Source organism: Kosakonia pseudosacchari, from assembly GCF_900184035.1.
Classification (GTDB): Bacteria; Pseudomonadota; Gammaproteobacteria; order Enterobacterales; family Enterobacteriaceae; genus Kosakonia; species Kosakonia pseudosacchari.
In genome coordinates, this window is sequence record NZ_FXWP01000013.1 from 468,830 (window position 1) to 484,980 (window position 16,151).

The following is a 16,151-nucleotide window of genomic DNA, read 5'->3' on the forward strand; positions in this document are numbered from 1 at the left end:
TGTTCCTTTATTCCACGCGAAGAACATCGGGATGTTGTTCCGTTGCGGCCTCATGGAAAATATCTCCCAGCCAGCCGGGGATCTCCGCTTCGCTTAATTCACCCGGAACGATGATGCTATAAAGCCGCGAATACTTGCCTTCGTTTCTGTCCACGCGGAATACGTGCCAGTCATCCGCCACGCGTTTCACACCTATGTAACGGCCAAAAACGTTGTAAATCAGCATTGTGGGGTTCCTTGTAGTGTCGGGTGATGGTTAAAAAGAGCACAATGAAAAACGAGGCGCTGGCGATCGCTTTAGTATTAATGCAAAAATAGGAAAATCAAACAACCTGTTGAAAAGGAATAGAATGTTTTTAAACACGGTAATGTGGCTGATATCCGTGGCAGCGTTTTTTGCCTGGATCTTTGGGATCACTTTAAAAAATACCTTTGCCACAAATGCGAAACATTTTGGCCTTTTCCTGTTGGTGCATCTGATGTTAAGTGGTGCCGCCATTATGCTGAAAAAGCACGGCATTGCGGTTGTCAGCAGAGACTCTGGCCCGTGGGTTTTTACCGGTCTCAGACTGTTTTTGAAGTGTTATATGGCGTTTGTCATGATCATAACGGTGAGCTTTTTCTTGGGGCTTATCAGCAAAGGGGCGCAACAGATGACGCACTTTCATAAAACCTATAACGCCGCCAATCTGCACCGCAACCCGCTTAAATTCTACCTGCACCACGAACCGGGAATTGTACGGGCCTACGGACTCTGCTTTCTAGCGGGTGGCGTTTATGTGCTGTGGGCGATATGGTTTCGTGTGGCGTTTTAAGACGTTTTTGGCTGCGATTGTTCAACTGTCGTTTTTTTGTCGATATCGGCAGATATGTCATGTATACCGTAAAGGCAGAAAAGCATAATAAAGAAATACCCTAATTTTACTCCGCGCTGGCTATTCATAATGGAAAAAAGGGCTGCTTTGTTACGTTTTAACATGAAATAACACCACACGTTGGCGCATAAGAAAATGAACAATACCATTAATATCAAAGTGACCTGCGCGAAATTTTTATAGGTCACTTGTGGCTCTCTATAAAAAAGAATCGTGAGCGCAATTAATGATGTTGTCAGTAACGCTGTAGAAATCCCGCTGGACCACAACAGCAGATCGCTGGTGACTTTGCGCAGTGCTGCGCCACACTTGCCTCTCAGGGTCTCTATTCCCCAGGCGTCGGGTTTCATTGCTTCCATATCTTTCATGAAAAAGGAGACCGGGATAATAATAAATAATACCATCCAGCCGTAATTAACTTGCGGCATACTTTTATCCAGGAAATTAAGCAGATATTTTGCGATGTCAAAATTCGCTGTTTTTGCTGCAATATAAAATGAAATAATGGAAATAACACACCACATGCCGATTTTATAAAAGATATCACGCCATAATGATTTTTTAAGCCAGTTTTCGAGTATGTTTTCTTCCGCTTTCATCGTTTCCCCGTTATATCAAGTTATGCTGTTTCCGGTATCGATATTACCAAATCCTGGTCGCTTCGCCAGATACAGAAAGAAAGCGAAAAACAGGCTTCTTAGCGGGTCAAATCGAGGGGGAGAATGGAAAAAGGGCAACAAAAAACCCATCAACCTTGAACCTAAGTGGCGGGGTTGATGGGCTCCACAAAATGGGGACATCAAAGAAAAGCAGTGGCACTAGTTATGACTGACGCCCCACAAAAAAGTTCTGCGCATAACTGAAATATTTCTCAGCTTCAGACTTATCCGAGACCCGGCCAGATAATGATGATCAACGTCCCCGCAAGCGTCAGCAGAACGTTGGCGATGGCGTAGGTTCCCGCATAGCCCAGCGCCGGGATATTGCTGCGCGCCGTATCGCTGATGATCTCCATCGCCGGAGCACAGGTGCGTGCGCCCATCATCGCGCCAAAGAGCAAAGCACGGTTCATTTTCAGCACATATGCGCCAAACAGAAAACAAATTAACACCGGTACCAGGCTGACAATAAGTCCGGCAATCAGCATCTGGCCACCCACCGCACCAAGACCGTTGCCGATGCCGCTGCCGGCGCTTAAACCCACACCCGCCATAAATACCATCAGGCCAAACTCTTTCACCATCATCAGCGCACCCTGCGGGATATAGCCGAAAGTCGGGTGGTTGGCACGCAGGAAGCCGAGCATGATCCCGGCGAACAACAGGCCGGCAGCGTTACCGACGCCAAAGCTGAACGAACTGAACTGGAAGGTGATCATACCGATCATCAGGCCGACAATAAAAAACGCGCAGAAGGCGAGCAGGTCGGTAACCTGGCTGTGAATCGAGATAAAGCCGATGCGGTCGGCAATGGTTTTAACGCGTCGCGCGTCGCCGCTGACCTGCAAAACGTCGCCTTTGTTGAGCACAATATTGTCGTCAATCGGCATCTCAATCTGGCTGCGGATCACGCGGTTGAGGAAGCAGCCGTGATCGGTCAGCTTCAATTGCGCCAGACGACGACCCACCACGTTGTGGTTTTTGACCACCACTTCTTCGGTGACGATACGCATGTCGAGCAGATCGCGGTCGAACACCTCTTTGCCGTTACGGAAACTCGGGTCAAGGCGAGCGTGCGCATCCGGGTAACCGACCAGCGAAATTTCGTCGCCCATTTGCAGCACGGCATCACCGTCGGGGCTGGCGAGAATGCCGTTACGGCGAATGCGTTCGATATAACACCCTGTCTGGCGGTAGATCCCCAGCTCGCGCAGGTTTTTACCATCGGCCCATGCCACCAGCTCCGGCCCCACGCGGTAGGCGCGGATCACCGGCAGATAAACTTTACGGTGCGCATCGGTATCCAGACCGCGTTCACGGGCGATCTGCTGGGCGCTGGTCTGTAAATCCTGGTGCTGCAATTTCGGCAAATAACGTGCGCCGAAAATCAGGCTCACCAGACCAATCAGATACGTCAGGGCATAACCGAGGCTCAGGTTATCCAGCGCGCTGGAGAGTTGCCCGTTTTCCATACCAGAATGGCGCAACGTGTCGCCAGCACCCACCAGAACAGGAGTGGAGGTCATCGAACCGGCCAGCATGCCTGCCGTCAGGCCAATATCCCAGCCGAACAGTTTGCCAAGGCCTAACGCAATTAACAGCGCGCTGCCAACTAATACCAACGCCAGCATGAGGTAATTCTTACCGTCGCGGAAAAAAATAGAGAAAAAGTTTGGCCCGGCTTCAACACCGACACAAAAAATAAACAGCATAAAGCCAAGGTTAAGTGCATCCGTGTTAATGCTGAAATGCTGCTGGCCTAATAATAATGAAACCACTAAAACGCCAATGGAATTACCGAGTTGAACAGAACCCAGTCGTAATTTACCGAGGCAAAGTCCAAGTGCCAGAACGACAAACAATAACAGTATGTAATTCCCGTTTAACAAATCTGCGACGTTTATATTCACGGAGGCTAACTTCTTGTTTACTTGTAAGCTGTTGAAAGAAATGGTTATTTGAGCTAGTGTTTTGTCCATGCGCTGGCGTATGAAAAAAGCGGTGCAACACCAGACACTCCCCACAAAACAAAAACAGGCCGCTAGTTTAATCGTATTAGATTACAACGGCTAGTGAGAATCGCGTATTTACGTGGGTGCTTTTCTGGCACGGATTGCCGCAACGCTTTATCTGTCCGGACATTCTTTTGAACGAGTTGTTAGTGCGATAGAGAAAAAGTCAGGAGGCGTGTTTGAAGAACAGGCGAAGTCGGGTTGGCGTTATTTGCTGCGCATTACTTTTTATTGCGGTGTGTTTTTTGCTGGTCATAAATATGAAAGGCGCACTACCCGTGTCCGGTAATCCTGAATTAGGCTTACTGCTTTTCACGCTTCCCGGCATTGTCGGTGGGGGGATTGCTCGCCGACGCAAAGCGATCGTGCCGCTTTTCGGCGCCGTGCTGGCTGCGCCATTCTGCTACGTGCTGATTCACCTGCAGTTAGCCTCTTCGCAGTCGCACTGGCAGGTTATCGCCTGGTTATTCAGCGCGATTTTCTGGTGCGGAATAGGCGGCTTATTCTCTCTATTTATGCGGAAAATTCTGCGCTGCAAAAAATAAAACGCCCTCCATTAGAGGGCGTTGATCGGTTCAGGCAAACAGACCGAAATGTTCTTTGGCGTAGGCTTCGAAATCCGTGCAGCCGCCAATATGTTTCTGGTCGAGAAAAATTTGCGGAACGGTTTCCACCGGTTTTCCAACGGTTTTTTCCAGATCGGCTTTAGTGATGCCTTCCGCGTGGATATCCACGTAGCGATAGTTGAAGTCATCACGCTCGGCGGTCAGTTTTTCTGCCAGTTCTTTTGCACGTACACAGTATGGGCAGCCAGGGCGACCAAAAATTACAGCAAACATACTCTCTCCGGAATCTGAAGGTAACTGCCGGTTATCATGACCATAACTGCGCGTAATGAAAAGCAGGTTATGCCTGTTGCTTTAATCTTTACAACCTTTCAGCGCAAATTGCGGATACAACGAGGATGCAGGCTTCGCCTATACTGAGGGTCTTGTTTATTTGGGGGATTATTCATGACACCAACTATTGAATTGCTGTGCGCCCATCGCTCCATTCGCCATTTTACCGATCAACCGATTACCCAGGCGCAGCGTGAGGCGATTATCGCCAGCGCACAGGCAACATCCAGCTCCAGCTTTTTGCAATGCAGCTCGATAATTCGCATCACCGATCCTGCGCTACGCGAGCAACTGGTGACGCTTACCGGCGGGCAACAACACGTGGCGCAGGCGGCGGAGTTTTGGGTGTTCTGCGCGGATTTCCACCGCAATTTCGAAATTTGCCCCGAGGCGAACCCCGGGCTTGCTGAGCAGTTGCTGCTCGGCGTAGTGGATACCGCGCTGATGGCGCAAAACGCGTTTACTGCGGCAGAATCGCTCGGGCTTGGCGGCGTTTATATCGGCGGAATTCGTAACAGCATTGAAGCCGTAGGTGAGCTGTTGCAGGTGCCAAAACATGTGCTGCCACTGTTTGGTCTGTGTCTTGGCTGGCCGGCGGATGCGCCGGATAAGAAGCCGCGTCTGCCTGCGCAACTGGTGGTGCATGAAAACCGCTATCAGCCGCTGGATAAAGAGGTGCTGGCGCAATACGACGAGGAGATCGCCCACTACTATATGACCCGCGACAGCAATACGCGGCGTGACACCTGGAGCGACCATATTCGCCGCACCATCATTAAAGAGAGCCGTCCGTTTATTCTCGATTATTTGCATAAACAGGGATGGGCGACACGCTAATTCCCGTTCATCCTGCACGTCGCTGCGTGTATCATACGCCTGCTTTGACAGGTCTTTTTAGAGAGGTGCAGGGTGAAAATTGCCATATTGTCCCGGGATGGAACGCTCTATTCGTGTAAACGCCTGCGCGAAGCGGCGATGCAGCGCGGCCATCTGGTCGAGATCCTCGATCCGCTTTCCTGTTATATGAATATCAGCCCGGCGGCCTCGTCTATTCACTACAAAGGCCGCCAGCTACCGCATTTCGATGCGGTGATCCCGCGTATCGGCTCGGCCATCACTTTCTATGGCACCGCTGCGCTGCGTCAGTTTGAAATTCTTGGCAGTTATCCGCTCAATGAATCGGTGGCGATCACCCGCGCCAGAGACAAGCTGCGTTCGTTGCAGTTACTGGCGCGCCAGGGGATTGATTTGCCGGTAACCGGCATTGCCCATTCACCGGACGACACCAGCGATCTGATTGATATGGTCGGCGGCGCGCCGCTGGTGGTGAAGCTGGTGGAGGGCACGCAGGGCATCGGCGTGGTGCTGGCGGAAACCCGCCAGGCGGCAGAGAGCGTGATTGATGCTTTTCGCGGTCTGAATGCACACATCCTGGTTCAGGAATTTATTGCCGAAGCGAAGGGAACCGATATTCGCTGTCTGGTCGTCGGCAATGAAGTGGTCGCCGCCATTGAACGCCGGGCAAAAGAGGGCGATTTTCGCTCTAACTTGCATCGCGGCGGCAAGGCGCTGGTGGCGCATATCACTCCGCGCGAGCGTGAAATCGCGCTGGCTGCCGCGCAAACGCTGGGGCTGGATGTGGCTGGCGTCGATATCCTGCGCGCCGAACGCGGCCCGCTGGTGATGGAAGTTAACGCCTCACCGGGGCTTGAAGGCATTGAAAAAGCCACCGGTATCGATATTGCGGGTCGCATGATCCAGTGGATCGAACGCCAGGCAACGCCGGGTTTTTGCCTGAAAACCGGCGGCTAAAAGGATTTTCCCGCGCAATGAATGGTACGTTCTGGCCTTTTTGCGTAAGCTATGGCCAATTTTTTCGCTAAGAGAGTACTGCTTTATGGATTCACTCGTCGTTCCGGGTCTGGACACGCTGCGTCACTGGCTGGATGAACTGGGCATTAATTTTTTTGAGTGCGATAACTGCCAGGCGCTGCATCTGCCGCACATGCAAAATTTTGATGGCGTGTTTGATGCAAAAGTCGACCTTGTTAATGACGTTGTGCTGTTTACCGCCATGGCTGAAGTCAAACCGTCGGCACTGCTGGCGCTGGCCGCCGATCTCTCCGCCATTAATGCCAGTTCTTTGACCGTGAAAGCATTTCTCGACATTCAGGATGATAATCTGCCGAAGTTGGTGGTCTGCCAGTCTTTATGCGTCGGGCCTGGCATAACGTTTGAGCAGTTCGCCTGGTTTACGCGCCAGAGTGAAGAGCAGATTTCCATGGTCATTATGGAAGCTAACGCACATCAACTGCTGTTTACGCCTGGCGAAGAAGAGATGGCGCCTGGTGAAGAGTCGCACAATTTTCTCCACTGACTCTGTGCAGCATTAGCGCAGTCGCTGCCATGGCGGCTGCATAATAAATATTTTTATTCTGCTATTAACCTTTCCTTAAAGAATTTTTCACCGCTATTCCTCGCGTAACGGCTTATCACATAGACGTATCCTGCATAAAAAATTGATAAAAGGCGTTTTTTAATCTGCCCTATAGCCTCAAACCCTGGCTACAGTTATTCTTGCGATGCTTAAAACAGCATGCGGTGTCAGCCGGAAGCGTTTTCTTCTCCGGGGCTGTGCAGAGTGACAAAATATGCATGATTCTTGCATATCTTATGATGCGTACATTTAGTTCGTATGTTAACGGACTTTCCAGAAGGAATGAGATATGACCGCCTTGAGCAAAAAATGGGTATCAGGTCTTGTCGCGGGTGCGTTGATGGCTGTCTCTGCCAGCACGCTCGCAGCCGAGCAAAAGACACTGCATGTTTATAACTGGTCTGATTATATTGCGCCGGACACCGTCGCGAATTTTGAAAAAGAGACCGGCATCAAAGTTGTTTATGACGTCTTTGACTCCAACGAAGTGCTGGAAGGCAAACTGATGGCGGGCAGCACCGGCTTTGATCTGGTGGTACCTTCCGCGAGTTTCCTTGAGCGCCAGTTGGCCGCCGGCGTGTTCCAGCCGCTTGATAAGAGCAAACTGCCGAACTGGAAAAACCTCGATCCGGACGTGCTGAAAATGGTCGCCAAGCACGATCCTGACAACAAATACGCTATCCCGTACCTGTGGGCAACCACCGGTATCGGCTATAACATTGACAAAGTGAAAGCCGCGCTCGGCAAAGACGCACCGGTAAACAGCTGGGATCTGGTGCTGAAGCCGGAAAACCTGGAAAAACTGAAAAGCTGCGGCGTCTCATTCCTCGATGCGCCGGAAGAGATTTTTGCCACCGTGCTGAACTACCTTGGCAAAGATCCGAACAGCAACAAAGCGGATGATTACAGCGTTGCCGCAACCGACCTGCTGTTAAAACTGCGTCCGAACATTCGTTACTTCCACTCTTCTCAGTACATTAATGACCTGGCAAATGGCGACATTTGCGTGGCTATCGGCTGGGCGGGTGATGTGTGGCAGGCGGCAAACCGTGCGAAAGAAGCGAAGAATGGCGTAAATATCACTTACACCATTCCGAAAGAGGGCGCGCTGGCGTTCTTCGACGTCTTCGCAATGCCGGCTGACGCCAAAAACAAAGACGAAGCGTATCAGTTCCTCAACTACCTGATGCGCCCGGATGTGATTGCCCATATCAGCGATCATGTGTTCTACGCGAACGGTAACAAAGCCTCTGTTCCGCTGATCAGCGCGGAAGTGCGTGATAACCCGGCTATCTTCCCGCCGCCGGATGTTTTCGCCAAACTCTTTACGCTGAAAGTCCAGGATCCGAAAATCGACCGCGTGAGAACGCGCGCCTGGACTAAAGTTAAAAGCGGCAAATAATTCAATCACCTGAGTGGTGATAAGGCTGCACCGTGGCGGTGCGCCTGCCCCAAAAATGGACAGAGGTGATGCGCCTCTGTCCAGTCATTTGTACGACAACTCGTTGAAACGGGTTGATGTTTTTGCCGGAGAGCATTTGAGTGAATGACGCTATTCCCCGCCCACAGGCGAAGAGCCGTAAGGATCTGACGCCGCTGCTGGAAATTCGCAATCTGACCAAATCCTTTGATGGTCAGCACGCCGTTGATGATGTCAGTTTGACCATTTATAAAGGTGAAATTTTTGCCCTGCTTGGCGCGTCCGGCTGCGGTAAATCAACATTGCTACGCATGCTCGCCGGTTTTGAGCTGCCTACCCACGGGCAAATCATGCTTGATGGCGTAGACCTGGCGCATGTGCCGCCCTATCTGCGCCCGATCAATATGATGTTCCAGTCCTACGCGCTCTTCCCGCATATGACGGTGGAACAGAACATTGCTTTTGGTCTTAAACAAGACAAGTTGCCGAAAGCGGAAATTGCCAGCCGCGTGGCTGAAATGTTGCACCTGGTGCACATGAGTGAGTATGCCAAACGTAAGCCGCACCAGCTTTCAGGCGGCCAGCGTCAGCGCGTGGCGCTGGCACGTAGCCTGGCGAAACGCCCGAAACTGCTGCTGCTGGATGAACCGATGGGCGCGCTGGATAAAAAGCTGCGCGACAGGATGCAGCTTGAAGTGGTCGATATTCTTGAGCGCGTTGGCGTGACCTGCGTCATGGTGACCCACGACCAGGAAGAGGCAATGACCATGGCCGGGCGTATCGCCATCATGAACCGCGGTAAGTTTGTGCAAATCGGCGAACCGGAAGAGATCTATGAGCACCCGACCACGCGTTACAGCGCTGAGTTTATCGGTTCGGTGAATGTGTTCGAAGGGCTGCTGAAAGAGCGTCAGGAAGATGGTCTGGTGATCGACTCGCCGGGGCTGGTGCATCCGCTGAAAGTGGATGCCGATGCATCGGTGGTGGATAACGTACCGGTGTATGTGGCGCTGCGCCCGGAAAAAATCATGCTTTGCGACGATCCGCCGGCCGATGGCTATAACTTTGCTGTCGGGGAAGTGGTGCATATCGCCTACCTTGGCGACCTCTCTATTTATCACGTGCGTTTGCAAAGCGGGCAGATGATCAGCGCCCAGTTGCAGAACGCGCATCGCTACCGTAAAGGCGCGCCAACCTGGGGTGATGAAGTTCGCCTCTGCTGGGATGCCGATAGTTGTGTGGTTCTGACGGTTTAAGGAGCGGCGATGAGTACACTGGAGCCACCGTCCCGCGTCGAAAAACCGGGCGGTTTTACGTTATGGCTGGGGCGCATGCAGATGCGTCACGGGCGCAAACTGGTTATTGCGCTGCCCTATATTTGGCTGACTTTGCTGTTTCTGCTGCCGTTTTTGATTGTGTTCAAAATCAGCCTTGCAGAGATGGCGCGGCAGATCCCACCCTATACCGATCTTATCGAGTGGGCGGACAGCCAACTGACGGTAACGCTGAATATTGGCAACTTCCTGCAACTTACCGACGATCCGCTTTACTTCGAAGCCTATCTGCAGTCGTTACAGGTGGCGGCAGTCTCAACAATTTGCTGTCTGTTGCTCGGTTATCCGCTGGCCTGGGCGGTGGCGCACAGCAAAGCGTCGACGCGCAATATTTTGTTGCTGCTGGTGATTTTGCCGTCATGGACCTCGTTTCTGATCCGCGTGTATGCGTGGATGGGGATCCTGAAAAACAACGGTGTGTTGAATAACTTCCTGATGTGGCTGGGAGTTATCGATCAACCGTTGACGATTCTGCATACCAACCTCGCGGTTTATATCGGCATTGTTTATGCCTATTTGCCGTTTATGGTGCTGCCGATTTATACCGCGCTGACGCGTATCGACTATTCGCTGGTGGAAGCCTCGCTGGATCTGGGGGCGCGCCCGCTGAAAACCTTTTTTAGCGTGATTGTGCCGTTGACCAAAGGCGGGATTATCGCCGGTTCGATGCTGGTGTTTATCCCGGCGGTTGGCGAGTTTGTCATCCCGGAACTGCTCGGCGGCCCGGACAGCATTATGATTGGTCGCGTGTTGTGGCAGGAGTTCTTTAATAACCGCGACTGGCCGGTGGCCTCAGCGGTGGCGGTGATTATGCTGCTGTTGCTGATTGTGCCGATCATGTGGTTCCACAAACATCAGCAGAAACAAGGGGAGGACCACGCATGAACAACTTACCGGTAGTGCGCTCTCCGTGGCGCATTTTGATTCTTGTGCTCGGTTTTACGTTCCTGTACGCGCCAATGCTGATGCTGGTGATCTACTCCTTTAACAGCTCAAGGCTGGTGACCGTGTGGGCGGGCTGGTCGACGCGCTGGTATGGCGAGCTGTTTCACGACGACGCGATGATGAGTGCGGTGGGCTTAAGCCTGACCATCGCCGCCTGCGCGGCAACAATGGCGGCGGTGCTGGGCACTATCGCGGCGGTGGTAATGGTGCGTTTTGGTCGCTTTCGTGGTTCCAATGGTTTTGCGTTTATGATCACCGCGCCGCTGGTGATGCCGGATGTGATCACCGGCTTGTCGCTGCTGCTGCTGTTTGTCGCGCTCGGGCATGCCATTGGCTGGCCCGCCGATCGTGGGATGCTCACTATCTGGCTGGCGCACGTGACTTTCTGTACCGCTTATGTTGCGGTGGTGATCTCCTCGCGCCTGCGCGAACTGGATCGCTCTATTGAAGAGGCTGCAATGGATCTGGGTGCGACGCCGCTAAAAGTGTTCTTTGTCATCACGCTGCCGATGATCATGCCGGCGATTGTTTCCGGCTGGCTTTTAGCGTTTACCCTGTCGCTGGATGACCTGGTGATCGCCAGTTTTGTCTCGGGGCCGGGAGCGACGACATTGCCGATGCTGGTCTTCTCCAGCGTGCGTATGGGGGTTAACCCGGAAATCAACGCGCTGGCGACACTTATCCTTGGCGTGGTCGGGATTGTTGGTTTTATCGCCTGGTATTTAATGGCGCGGGCAGAAAAACAGCGGATCCGTGATATCCAGCGTGCAAGACAAGGCTGAACTTATTAGAATCGTGAAATTGTGTTGCTGATGCCGCGCTTGTCGCGGCATTTTTCACAGGGAAATCATCGGATTGGGGTTCTTCAAGAAAACCGTTCATCACGCGAAACTGAATGTACCGGCACTGGTGCAGGTGGCGGCCATCGCCATTATTATGATTCGCTGCGTTGATGTATTGATGGTGTTTAATTTGCTGGGATGGCGTGGCCTGCTCGATTTTGTGCAGCGCAGCGCGCAGACCTGGAGCCTGACGCTGGTTTTCCTTGGCAGCCTGTTTTTAGTGTTCATCGAAATTCTCTGTGCTTTCTCGGTGGTTAAAGGGCGACGCTGGGCGCGCTGGCTCTATCTCGGCACGCAAGTGGTGGCAACTGGTTATTTATGGGCCGCTTCACTCGGGTATGGTTACCCGGAGCTCTTCAGCATTGCCGGTAGCTCCCGACGTGAGATTTTCCACGCATTAGTGATGCAAAAACTCCCCGATCTGCTGGTGTTATTCCTGCTGTTTGTTCCTGCGCCCAGCCGACGCTTTTTCCGCCTGCAATAACGGTGGTACAATCCCGGCCCCGCAAAATGAAAGGCTTTACTATGCAGTGCGCTCTCTTTGACGCTGGTCGTTGTCGTTCCTGTCAATGGATAGAACAACCCGTCTCACAGCAACTTACCGCAAAAATGGACGATCTCCATACGCTGCTGGATGGCTTGCCTGTTGCCGAGTGGTGTTCGCCAGTGAGTGGCCCGGAGCAGGGATTTCGTAATAAAGCCAAAATGGTGGTCAGCGGCAGTGTGGAAAAACCGCTGCTTGGCATGTTGCATCGCGATGGTACGCCCGAAGATTTGACCGATTGCCCACTCTACCCGCACTCTTTTGCCCCGGTTTTTGCCGCGCTCAAGCCGTTTATTGCCCGCGCCGGTTTAACGCCTTACAACGTGGCGCGTAAACGTGGTGAGCTGAAATACCTGCTGCTGACCGAAAGCCAGCTGGATGGAGGCATGATGCTGCGCTTTGTGCTGCGCTCGGAGGCGAAACTTGCGCAGTTGCGCGCGGCCTTGCCTGTGCTTCAGGCGCAATTGCCGCAACTGAAAGTGATCTCCGCCAATATCCAGCCGGTACATATGGCGATCATGGAAGGCGAGACGGAGATTTTTTTCACCGAACAGCAGGCGCTGGCGGAAAACTTTAACGGCGTGCCGCTGTGGATCCGCCCGCAGAGCTTTTTCCAGACCAACCCGGCCGTTGCCAGCGCGTTGTATGCGACTGCCCGCAACTGGGTTCGGGCGCTGCCGGTTAACCATATGTGGGATCTGTTTTGCGGCGTCGGCGGTTTTGGTCTGCACTGCGCAACACCGGAGATGCGGCTGACGGGTATTGAAATCGCCCCGGAAGCGATTGCCTGCGCCACACAATCAGCGCAGGCGCTTGGTTTACAAAACCTGCACTTCCAGGCGCTGGATTCAACCCGGTTTGCTACCGCTTCGCACGACATTCCTGAGCTGGTGCTGGTCAACCCACCGCGGCGCGGGATTGGCGCGGCGCTGTGCGACTATTTAAGCCGCATGGCACCGCCGTACATCATCTACTCCAGCTGCAACGCCCGCACGATGGCGAAAGATATTCGCCTGCTGCCGGGTTATCGCATTGAGCGCGTTCAACTGTTCGATATGTTCCCGCATACCGCGCATTATGAGGTGTTGGCGCTGTTGGTGAAGCAATAAAAAAGCCGCGAGAGCGGCTTTTTTATCACAACCAATATGCGTTACTGCGGGAACCACTGATCGCTGATTTTCTGATAAGTACCATCAGCTTTAATCGCTTTCAGCGCGGCGTTCAGTTTTTCCAGCAGCGCTTTGTTATCCGGGCGCACCGCAATGCCAAGGCCGGTGCCGAAGTATTGCGGGTCGGTCACTTTCGGTGTTGCGACACCCAGTTGCGGGTTGGTTTTCAGCCACTCATTGACCACCGCGGTATCACCGAACACGCCATCGATACGGCCATTTTTCAGGTCGATAATCGCGTTCTGGTAGCTGTCGTAAGCCACGGTTTTTACTTCCGGATGCTTGTCCTGCAGGTATTTCTGGTGGGTGGTGCCGTTTTCCATGCCGATACGTTTGCCTTTCAGATCATCAAAAGATTTAAAGGCGTCTTTTTTGGCGATCACCAGCGCGGAGTTAGCGTAGTACGGGTCGGTGAAAGCGACCTGTTTGCTACGTTCCGGGGTGATGTCCATACCGGAAATCACCGCGTCATATTTTTTGAATTTCAGCGACGGGATCAGGCTGTCGAATGCGTGGTTGGTAAACGTGCAATCAGCCTGCATCTGTTTGCACAGGGCGTTTGCCAGGTCGATATCAAAACCGACGATGTTGTTGCTCGCATCCATCGATTCAAATGGCGGGTAAGTAGCGGAAACCCCGAAGTTAATTTTATCTGCTGCAGAAGCACCAGCGGCGAATGAAGCGAGAAGGGCGGCGAGTAGCAGTTTTTTCATTATCGAACTCCTGTCGGTCAATCTTATTGTTGTTGCCGTGTCTAAAGCGTGACGCTAACCATGCCATTAAATGAATTTATATTCAATAAAAATGCTTAAATATATTTTCATGACAATAAAAAAGGCGAGTAATGAAACCATTAGCTCGCCTTTGCTTACTATTTATGCAAATTAGTTACGTCGTTCGAATGCCAGCGCTTTACGCTCAATCAGGCGCATCATCAGCGTTAACAGCCCGTTGACCACCAGATAAATCAGCCCGGCGGCACCGAACACGGTGACGTCATAAGTGCGACCATACAGTAACTGGCCGTGGCCCATCACTTCCATTAACGTGATGGTGTACGCCAGCGAGGTACTCTTAAACACCAGCACCACTTCGTTGGAGTAGGACGACAGCGCGCGTTTAAATGCATAAGGCAGCAAAATCGCCAGCGTGTCTTTCTTGCTCATCCCGAGCGCGCCGCAGGATTGCCACTGCCCGTCCGGAATGGCGCGGATCGCGCCATAGAACAACTGCGTGGTATATGCCGCGCTGTTCAGCGACAGCGCCAGCAGTGCGCACAACCATGGTTCAGAGAGCAGATGCCAGATAACCGGATAGTGCTGCAGCGACGGGAACTGCCCAGGGCCGTAGTAAATCAGGAAAATCTGCACCAGCAATGGCGTACCGGTGAACAGCGTGATATAGCCGCGCACAATGTGCGTCAGCACCGGCGTTTTCAGCGTCAACACAATGGTGAACAGCAGCGATAGGATCAGCGCCACAATCAGCGACGCCACGGTGAGCGTCAGGCTGGTGTGCAGGCCTTTGAACAGCTCTGGTAAAAACTCGAGCATTATTCCGGCCTCCGTTCAAAGCGGGTTGCGCGCATATCGATGCGTTTAAGCACCCACTGGCTTAACAGGGTGATAACCAGGTAAATCACCGCCGCCACGATATACCAGGTAAATGGCTCCTGTGTACGAGTAGCAATGCTTTTGGTTTGCAGCATCAAATCGTTCACGCTGATCAGCGACACCAGCGCGGTATCTTTCAGCAGCACCAGCCACTGGTTACCCAGCCCCGGCAGCGCGTGACGCCACATTTGCGGCATCACAAGGCGGAAAAAGATAGCTCCCTTTGACAAACCCAGCGCCTGGCCGGATTCCCGCTGCCCGTCCGGTACAGCTTTCAACGCACCGCGCAAGGTTTGCGAGGCGTAAGCCGCATACAGCAGGGAGAGCGCAATCACACCGCACAGAAACGGGCTGACATCAAAGTTCTCAATCTGCATCTGCACCGGGATCTGCACCACGCCCAGATTGATGGTGAAACCATCAGAGAGCGTCAGCAGCAGTTGCGACGAGCCGAAATAGATAAACAGAACCACCAGGATCTCCGGCAAGCCACGCAGTACGGTGACCAGCGCGGTGCCAATCCAGGCAATCGGGCGCCACTTAACGGACTCCCAAACGGCAAAGATCATCGCCAGAATCAGGCCGATGATCAGCGCACAAACGGCAAGGCCGACGGTCATCCCGGCGGCGCTTGCTAATGGAAACATTTCGTTCATTAAGGATTACTTCTGGAACCATTTGTTATAGATGGTCTGGTAAGTCCCATCTTTCTTCACTTTTTCCAGCGCGGCATTGAATTTCTGCTGCAACTCGGTGTTGCCCTGGCGTACCGCGATGCCCAGACCTGTTCCGAAGTACTCTTTATCGGTGACTTTATCGCCCACTGCGGCCAGTTTCGCGTCCGCTTTCAGCCATTCTGTTACCACGGCGGTGTCGCCGAACACGGCATCAATACGGCCGTTTTGCAGATCCAGACGCGCGTTCTGGTAGCTGTCGTAAGGAACGGTGGTGATTTCCGGGTGCTTGTCGTTGATGAATTTCTGGTGCGTGGTGCCGTTCTGCACGCCAACACGTTTGCCTTTCAGCTGGTCAATGCTGGTGAATTTACCTTGCTGACCCACAAACAGCGCGGAGTTGTCGTAATAAGGCGTGGTGAACAGCACCTGTTTTTCACGTTCCGGGGTGATATCCATACCGGCCATGACCGCGTCGAAACGGCGGAATTTCAGGCTTGGGATCAGGCTGTCAAACGCCTGGTTGGTAAAGGTACAGGTTGCGTCAATCTCTTTACACAACGCGTTAGCCAGATCGACATCGAAACCAACAATTTTGTTATTCGCGTCGGTGGATTCAAACGGGGGGTAGCTCGCTTCGGTGGCGAAACGGATAGTCTGGGCTGCTGTAGCGGTAAGGCTTACGCTTGCAAGTAGCGCGGCAATCAGTACTTTTTTCATTGTCATTA

The 16,151-nt window shown here is 52.7% G+C and carries 19 protein-coding genes; 11 read left to right on the forward strand and 8 right to left on the reverse strand.

Translation table 11 applies throughout. The features are described 5' to 3' along the window. Window positions 1-7: 7 nt before the first annotated feature. Window positions 8-226, reverse strand: coding sequence for a DUF7661 family protein (locus BN2591_RS12255; RefSeq protein ID WP_086871820.1), 219 nt, complete (start codon window positions 224-226; stop codon window positions 8-10). A 124-nt stretch (window positions 227-350) separates the two neighbouring features. On the opposite strand from BN2591_RS12255, the gene BN2591_RS12260 reads away from it, so the two are divergent. Next, the gene (locus BN2591_RS12260; RefSeq protein ID WP_086871822.1) at window positions 351-815 is read left to right on the forward strand and encodes a hypothetical protein; all 465 of its coding nucleotides are present in this window, start codon (window positions 351-353) and stop codon (window positions 813-815) included. Here the strand turns inward: BN2591_RS12260 and BN2591_RS12265 are convergent. Together BN2591_RS12265 and BN2591_RS12270 are read right to left on the reverse strand one after the other, a co-directional pair. Beyond that, on the reverse strand, window positions 812-1,474 hold the full coding sequence (locus BN2591_RS12265; RefSeq protein ID WP_086871824.1) for a hypothetical protein: 663 nt from the start codon (window positions 1,472-1,474) through the stop codon (window positions 812-814). The genes BN2591_RS12260 and BN2591_RS12265 overlap by 4 nt on opposite strands. 284 nt (window positions 1,475-1,758) lie before the next feature. Beyond that, a complete protein-coding gene (locus tag BN2591_RS12270; protein WP_020457185.1) occupies window positions 1,759-3,444 on the reverse strand; it encodes an aspartate:alanine antiporter in 1,686 nt (561 codons plus the stop codon). Window positions 3,445-3,725: 281 nt separating this feature from the next. Between BN2591_RS12270 and ybjM the strand changes: the two genes are divergently transcribed. Continuing rightward, window positions 3,726-4,091: an inner membrane protein YbjM gene (ybjM, locus tag BN2591_RS12275; protein ID WP_086871826.1), complete on the forward strand. Its 366-nt coding sequence runs from the start codon at window positions 3,726-3,728 to the stop codon at window positions 4,089-4,091. Between the two features lie 30 nt (window positions 4,092-4,121). Here ybjM and BN2591_RS12280 read toward each other — a convergent pair whose 3' ends face one another. Beyond that, window positions 4,122-4,385, reverse strand: a complete 264-nt coding sequence (locus BN2591_RS12280; RefSeq protein ID WP_017456131.1) for a GrxA family glutaredoxin — start codon at window positions 4,383-4,385, stop codon at window positions 4,122-4,124. A 174-nt stretch (window positions 4,386-4,559) separates the two neighbouring features. Here BN2591_RS12280 and nfsA point away from each other — a divergent pair, with 174 nt between their 5' ends. The 9 genes from nfsA (at window position 4,560) to rlmC (ending at window position 13,076) form a co-directional block, all read left to right on the forward strand. After that, on the forward strand, window positions 4,560-5,282 hold the full coding sequence (gene nfsA, locus BN2591_RS12285) for an oxygen-insensitive NADPH nitroreductase (RefSeq protein WP_086871828.1): 723 nt from the start codon (window positions 4,560-4,562) through the stop codon (window positions 5,280-5,282). A gap of 72 nt (window positions 5,283-5,354) precedes the next feature. Beyond that, window positions 5,355-6,257 (forward strand): 30S ribosomal protein S6--L-glutamate ligase, encoded by a 903-nt coding sequence (gene rimK, locus BN2591_RS12290; protein ID WP_086871830.1) that lies wholly within the window; start codon window positions 5,355-5,357, stop codon window positions 6,255-6,257. A gap of 85 nt (window positions 6,258-6,342) precedes the next feature. Further along, window positions 6,343-6,822 (forward strand): type III secretion system chaperone family protein, encoded by a 480-nt coding sequence (locus BN2591_RS12295; RefSeq protein ID WP_086871832.1) that lies wholly within the window; start codon window positions 6,343-6,345, stop codon window positions 6,820-6,822. A 349-nt stretch (window positions 6,823-7,171) separates the two neighbouring features. Beyond that, window positions 7,172-8,284, forward strand: coding sequence for a spermidine/putrescine ABC transporter substrate-binding protein PotF (gene potF / locus BN2591_RS12300; RefSeq protein ID WP_086871834.1), 1,113 nt, complete (start codon window positions 7,172-7,174; stop codon window positions 8,282-8,284). Window positions 8,285-8,424: 140 nt separating this feature from the next. Next, window positions 8,425-9,558, forward strand: a complete 1,134-nt coding sequence (gene potG / locus BN2591_RS12305; RefSeq protein WP_086871836.1) for a putrescine ABC transporter ATP-binding subunit PotG — start codon at window positions 8,425-8,427, stop codon at window positions 9,556-9,558. A 9-nt stretch (window positions 9,559-9,567) separates the two neighbouring features. Continuing rightward, window positions 9,568-10,521, forward strand: a complete 954-nt coding sequence (potH, locus tag BN2591_RS12310; RefSeq protein ID WP_086871837.1) for a putrescine ABC transporter permease PotH — start codon at window positions 9,568-9,570, stop codon at window positions 10,519-10,521. Continuing rightward, window positions 10,518-11,363, forward strand: a complete 846-nt coding sequence (potI, locus tag BN2591_RS12315) for a putrescine ABC transporter permease PotI (RefSeq protein WP_017456138.1) — start codon at window positions 10,518-10,520, stop codon at window positions 11,361-11,363. The genes potH and potI overlap by 4 nt, the downstream gene beginning before the upstream one ends. Before the next feature lie 73 nt (window positions 11,364-11,436). Then, on the forward strand, window positions 11,437-11,907 hold the full coding sequence (locus tag BN2591_RS12320; RefSeq protein WP_086871839.1) for a YbjO family protein: 471 nt from the start codon (window positions 11,437-11,439) through the stop codon (window positions 11,905-11,907). Between the two features lie 41 nt (window positions 11,908-11,948). Beyond that, a complete protein-coding gene (rlmC, locus tag BN2591_RS12325; protein WP_086871841.1) occupies window positions 11,949-13,076 on the forward strand; it encodes a 23S rRNA (uracil(747)-C(5))-methyltransferase RlmC in 1,128 nt (375 codons plus the stop codon). Window positions 13,077-13,117: 41 nt separating this feature from the next. On the opposite strand, the gene artJ is transcribed toward rlmC, so the two are convergent. The 4 genes from artJ to artI form a co-directional block, all read right to left on the reverse strand. After that, window positions 13,118-13,849, reverse strand: coding sequence for an arginine ABC transporter substrate-binding protein ArtJ (artJ, locus tag BN2591_RS12330; protein WP_086871843.1), 732 nt, complete (start codon window positions 13,847-13,849; stop codon window positions 13,118-13,120). Between the two features lie 171 nt (window positions 13,850-14,020). Then, complete coding sequence (artM, locus tag BN2591_RS12335) at window positions 14,021-14,689, reverse strand: arginine ABC transporter permease ArtM (RefSeq protein WP_086871845.1); 669 nt, start codon at window positions 14,687-14,689, stop codon at window positions 14,021-14,023. Continuing rightward, window positions 14,689-15,405: an arginine ABC transporter permease ArtQ gene (artQ, locus tag BN2591_RS12340; RefSeq protein WP_017456143.1), complete on the reverse strand. Its 717-nt coding sequence runs from the start codon at window positions 15,403-15,405 to the stop codon at window positions 14,689-14,691. The genes artM and artQ overlap by 1 nt, the downstream gene beginning before the upstream one ends. Before the next feature lie 6 nt (window positions 15,406-15,411). Further along, window positions 15,412-16,143, reverse strand: coding sequence for an arginine ABC transporter substrate-binding protein ArtI (artI, locus tag BN2591_RS12345; RefSeq protein WP_086871847.1), 732 nt, complete (start codon window positions 16,141-16,143; stop codon window positions 15,412-15,414). Window positions 16,144-16,151 lie beyond the last annotated feature (8 nt).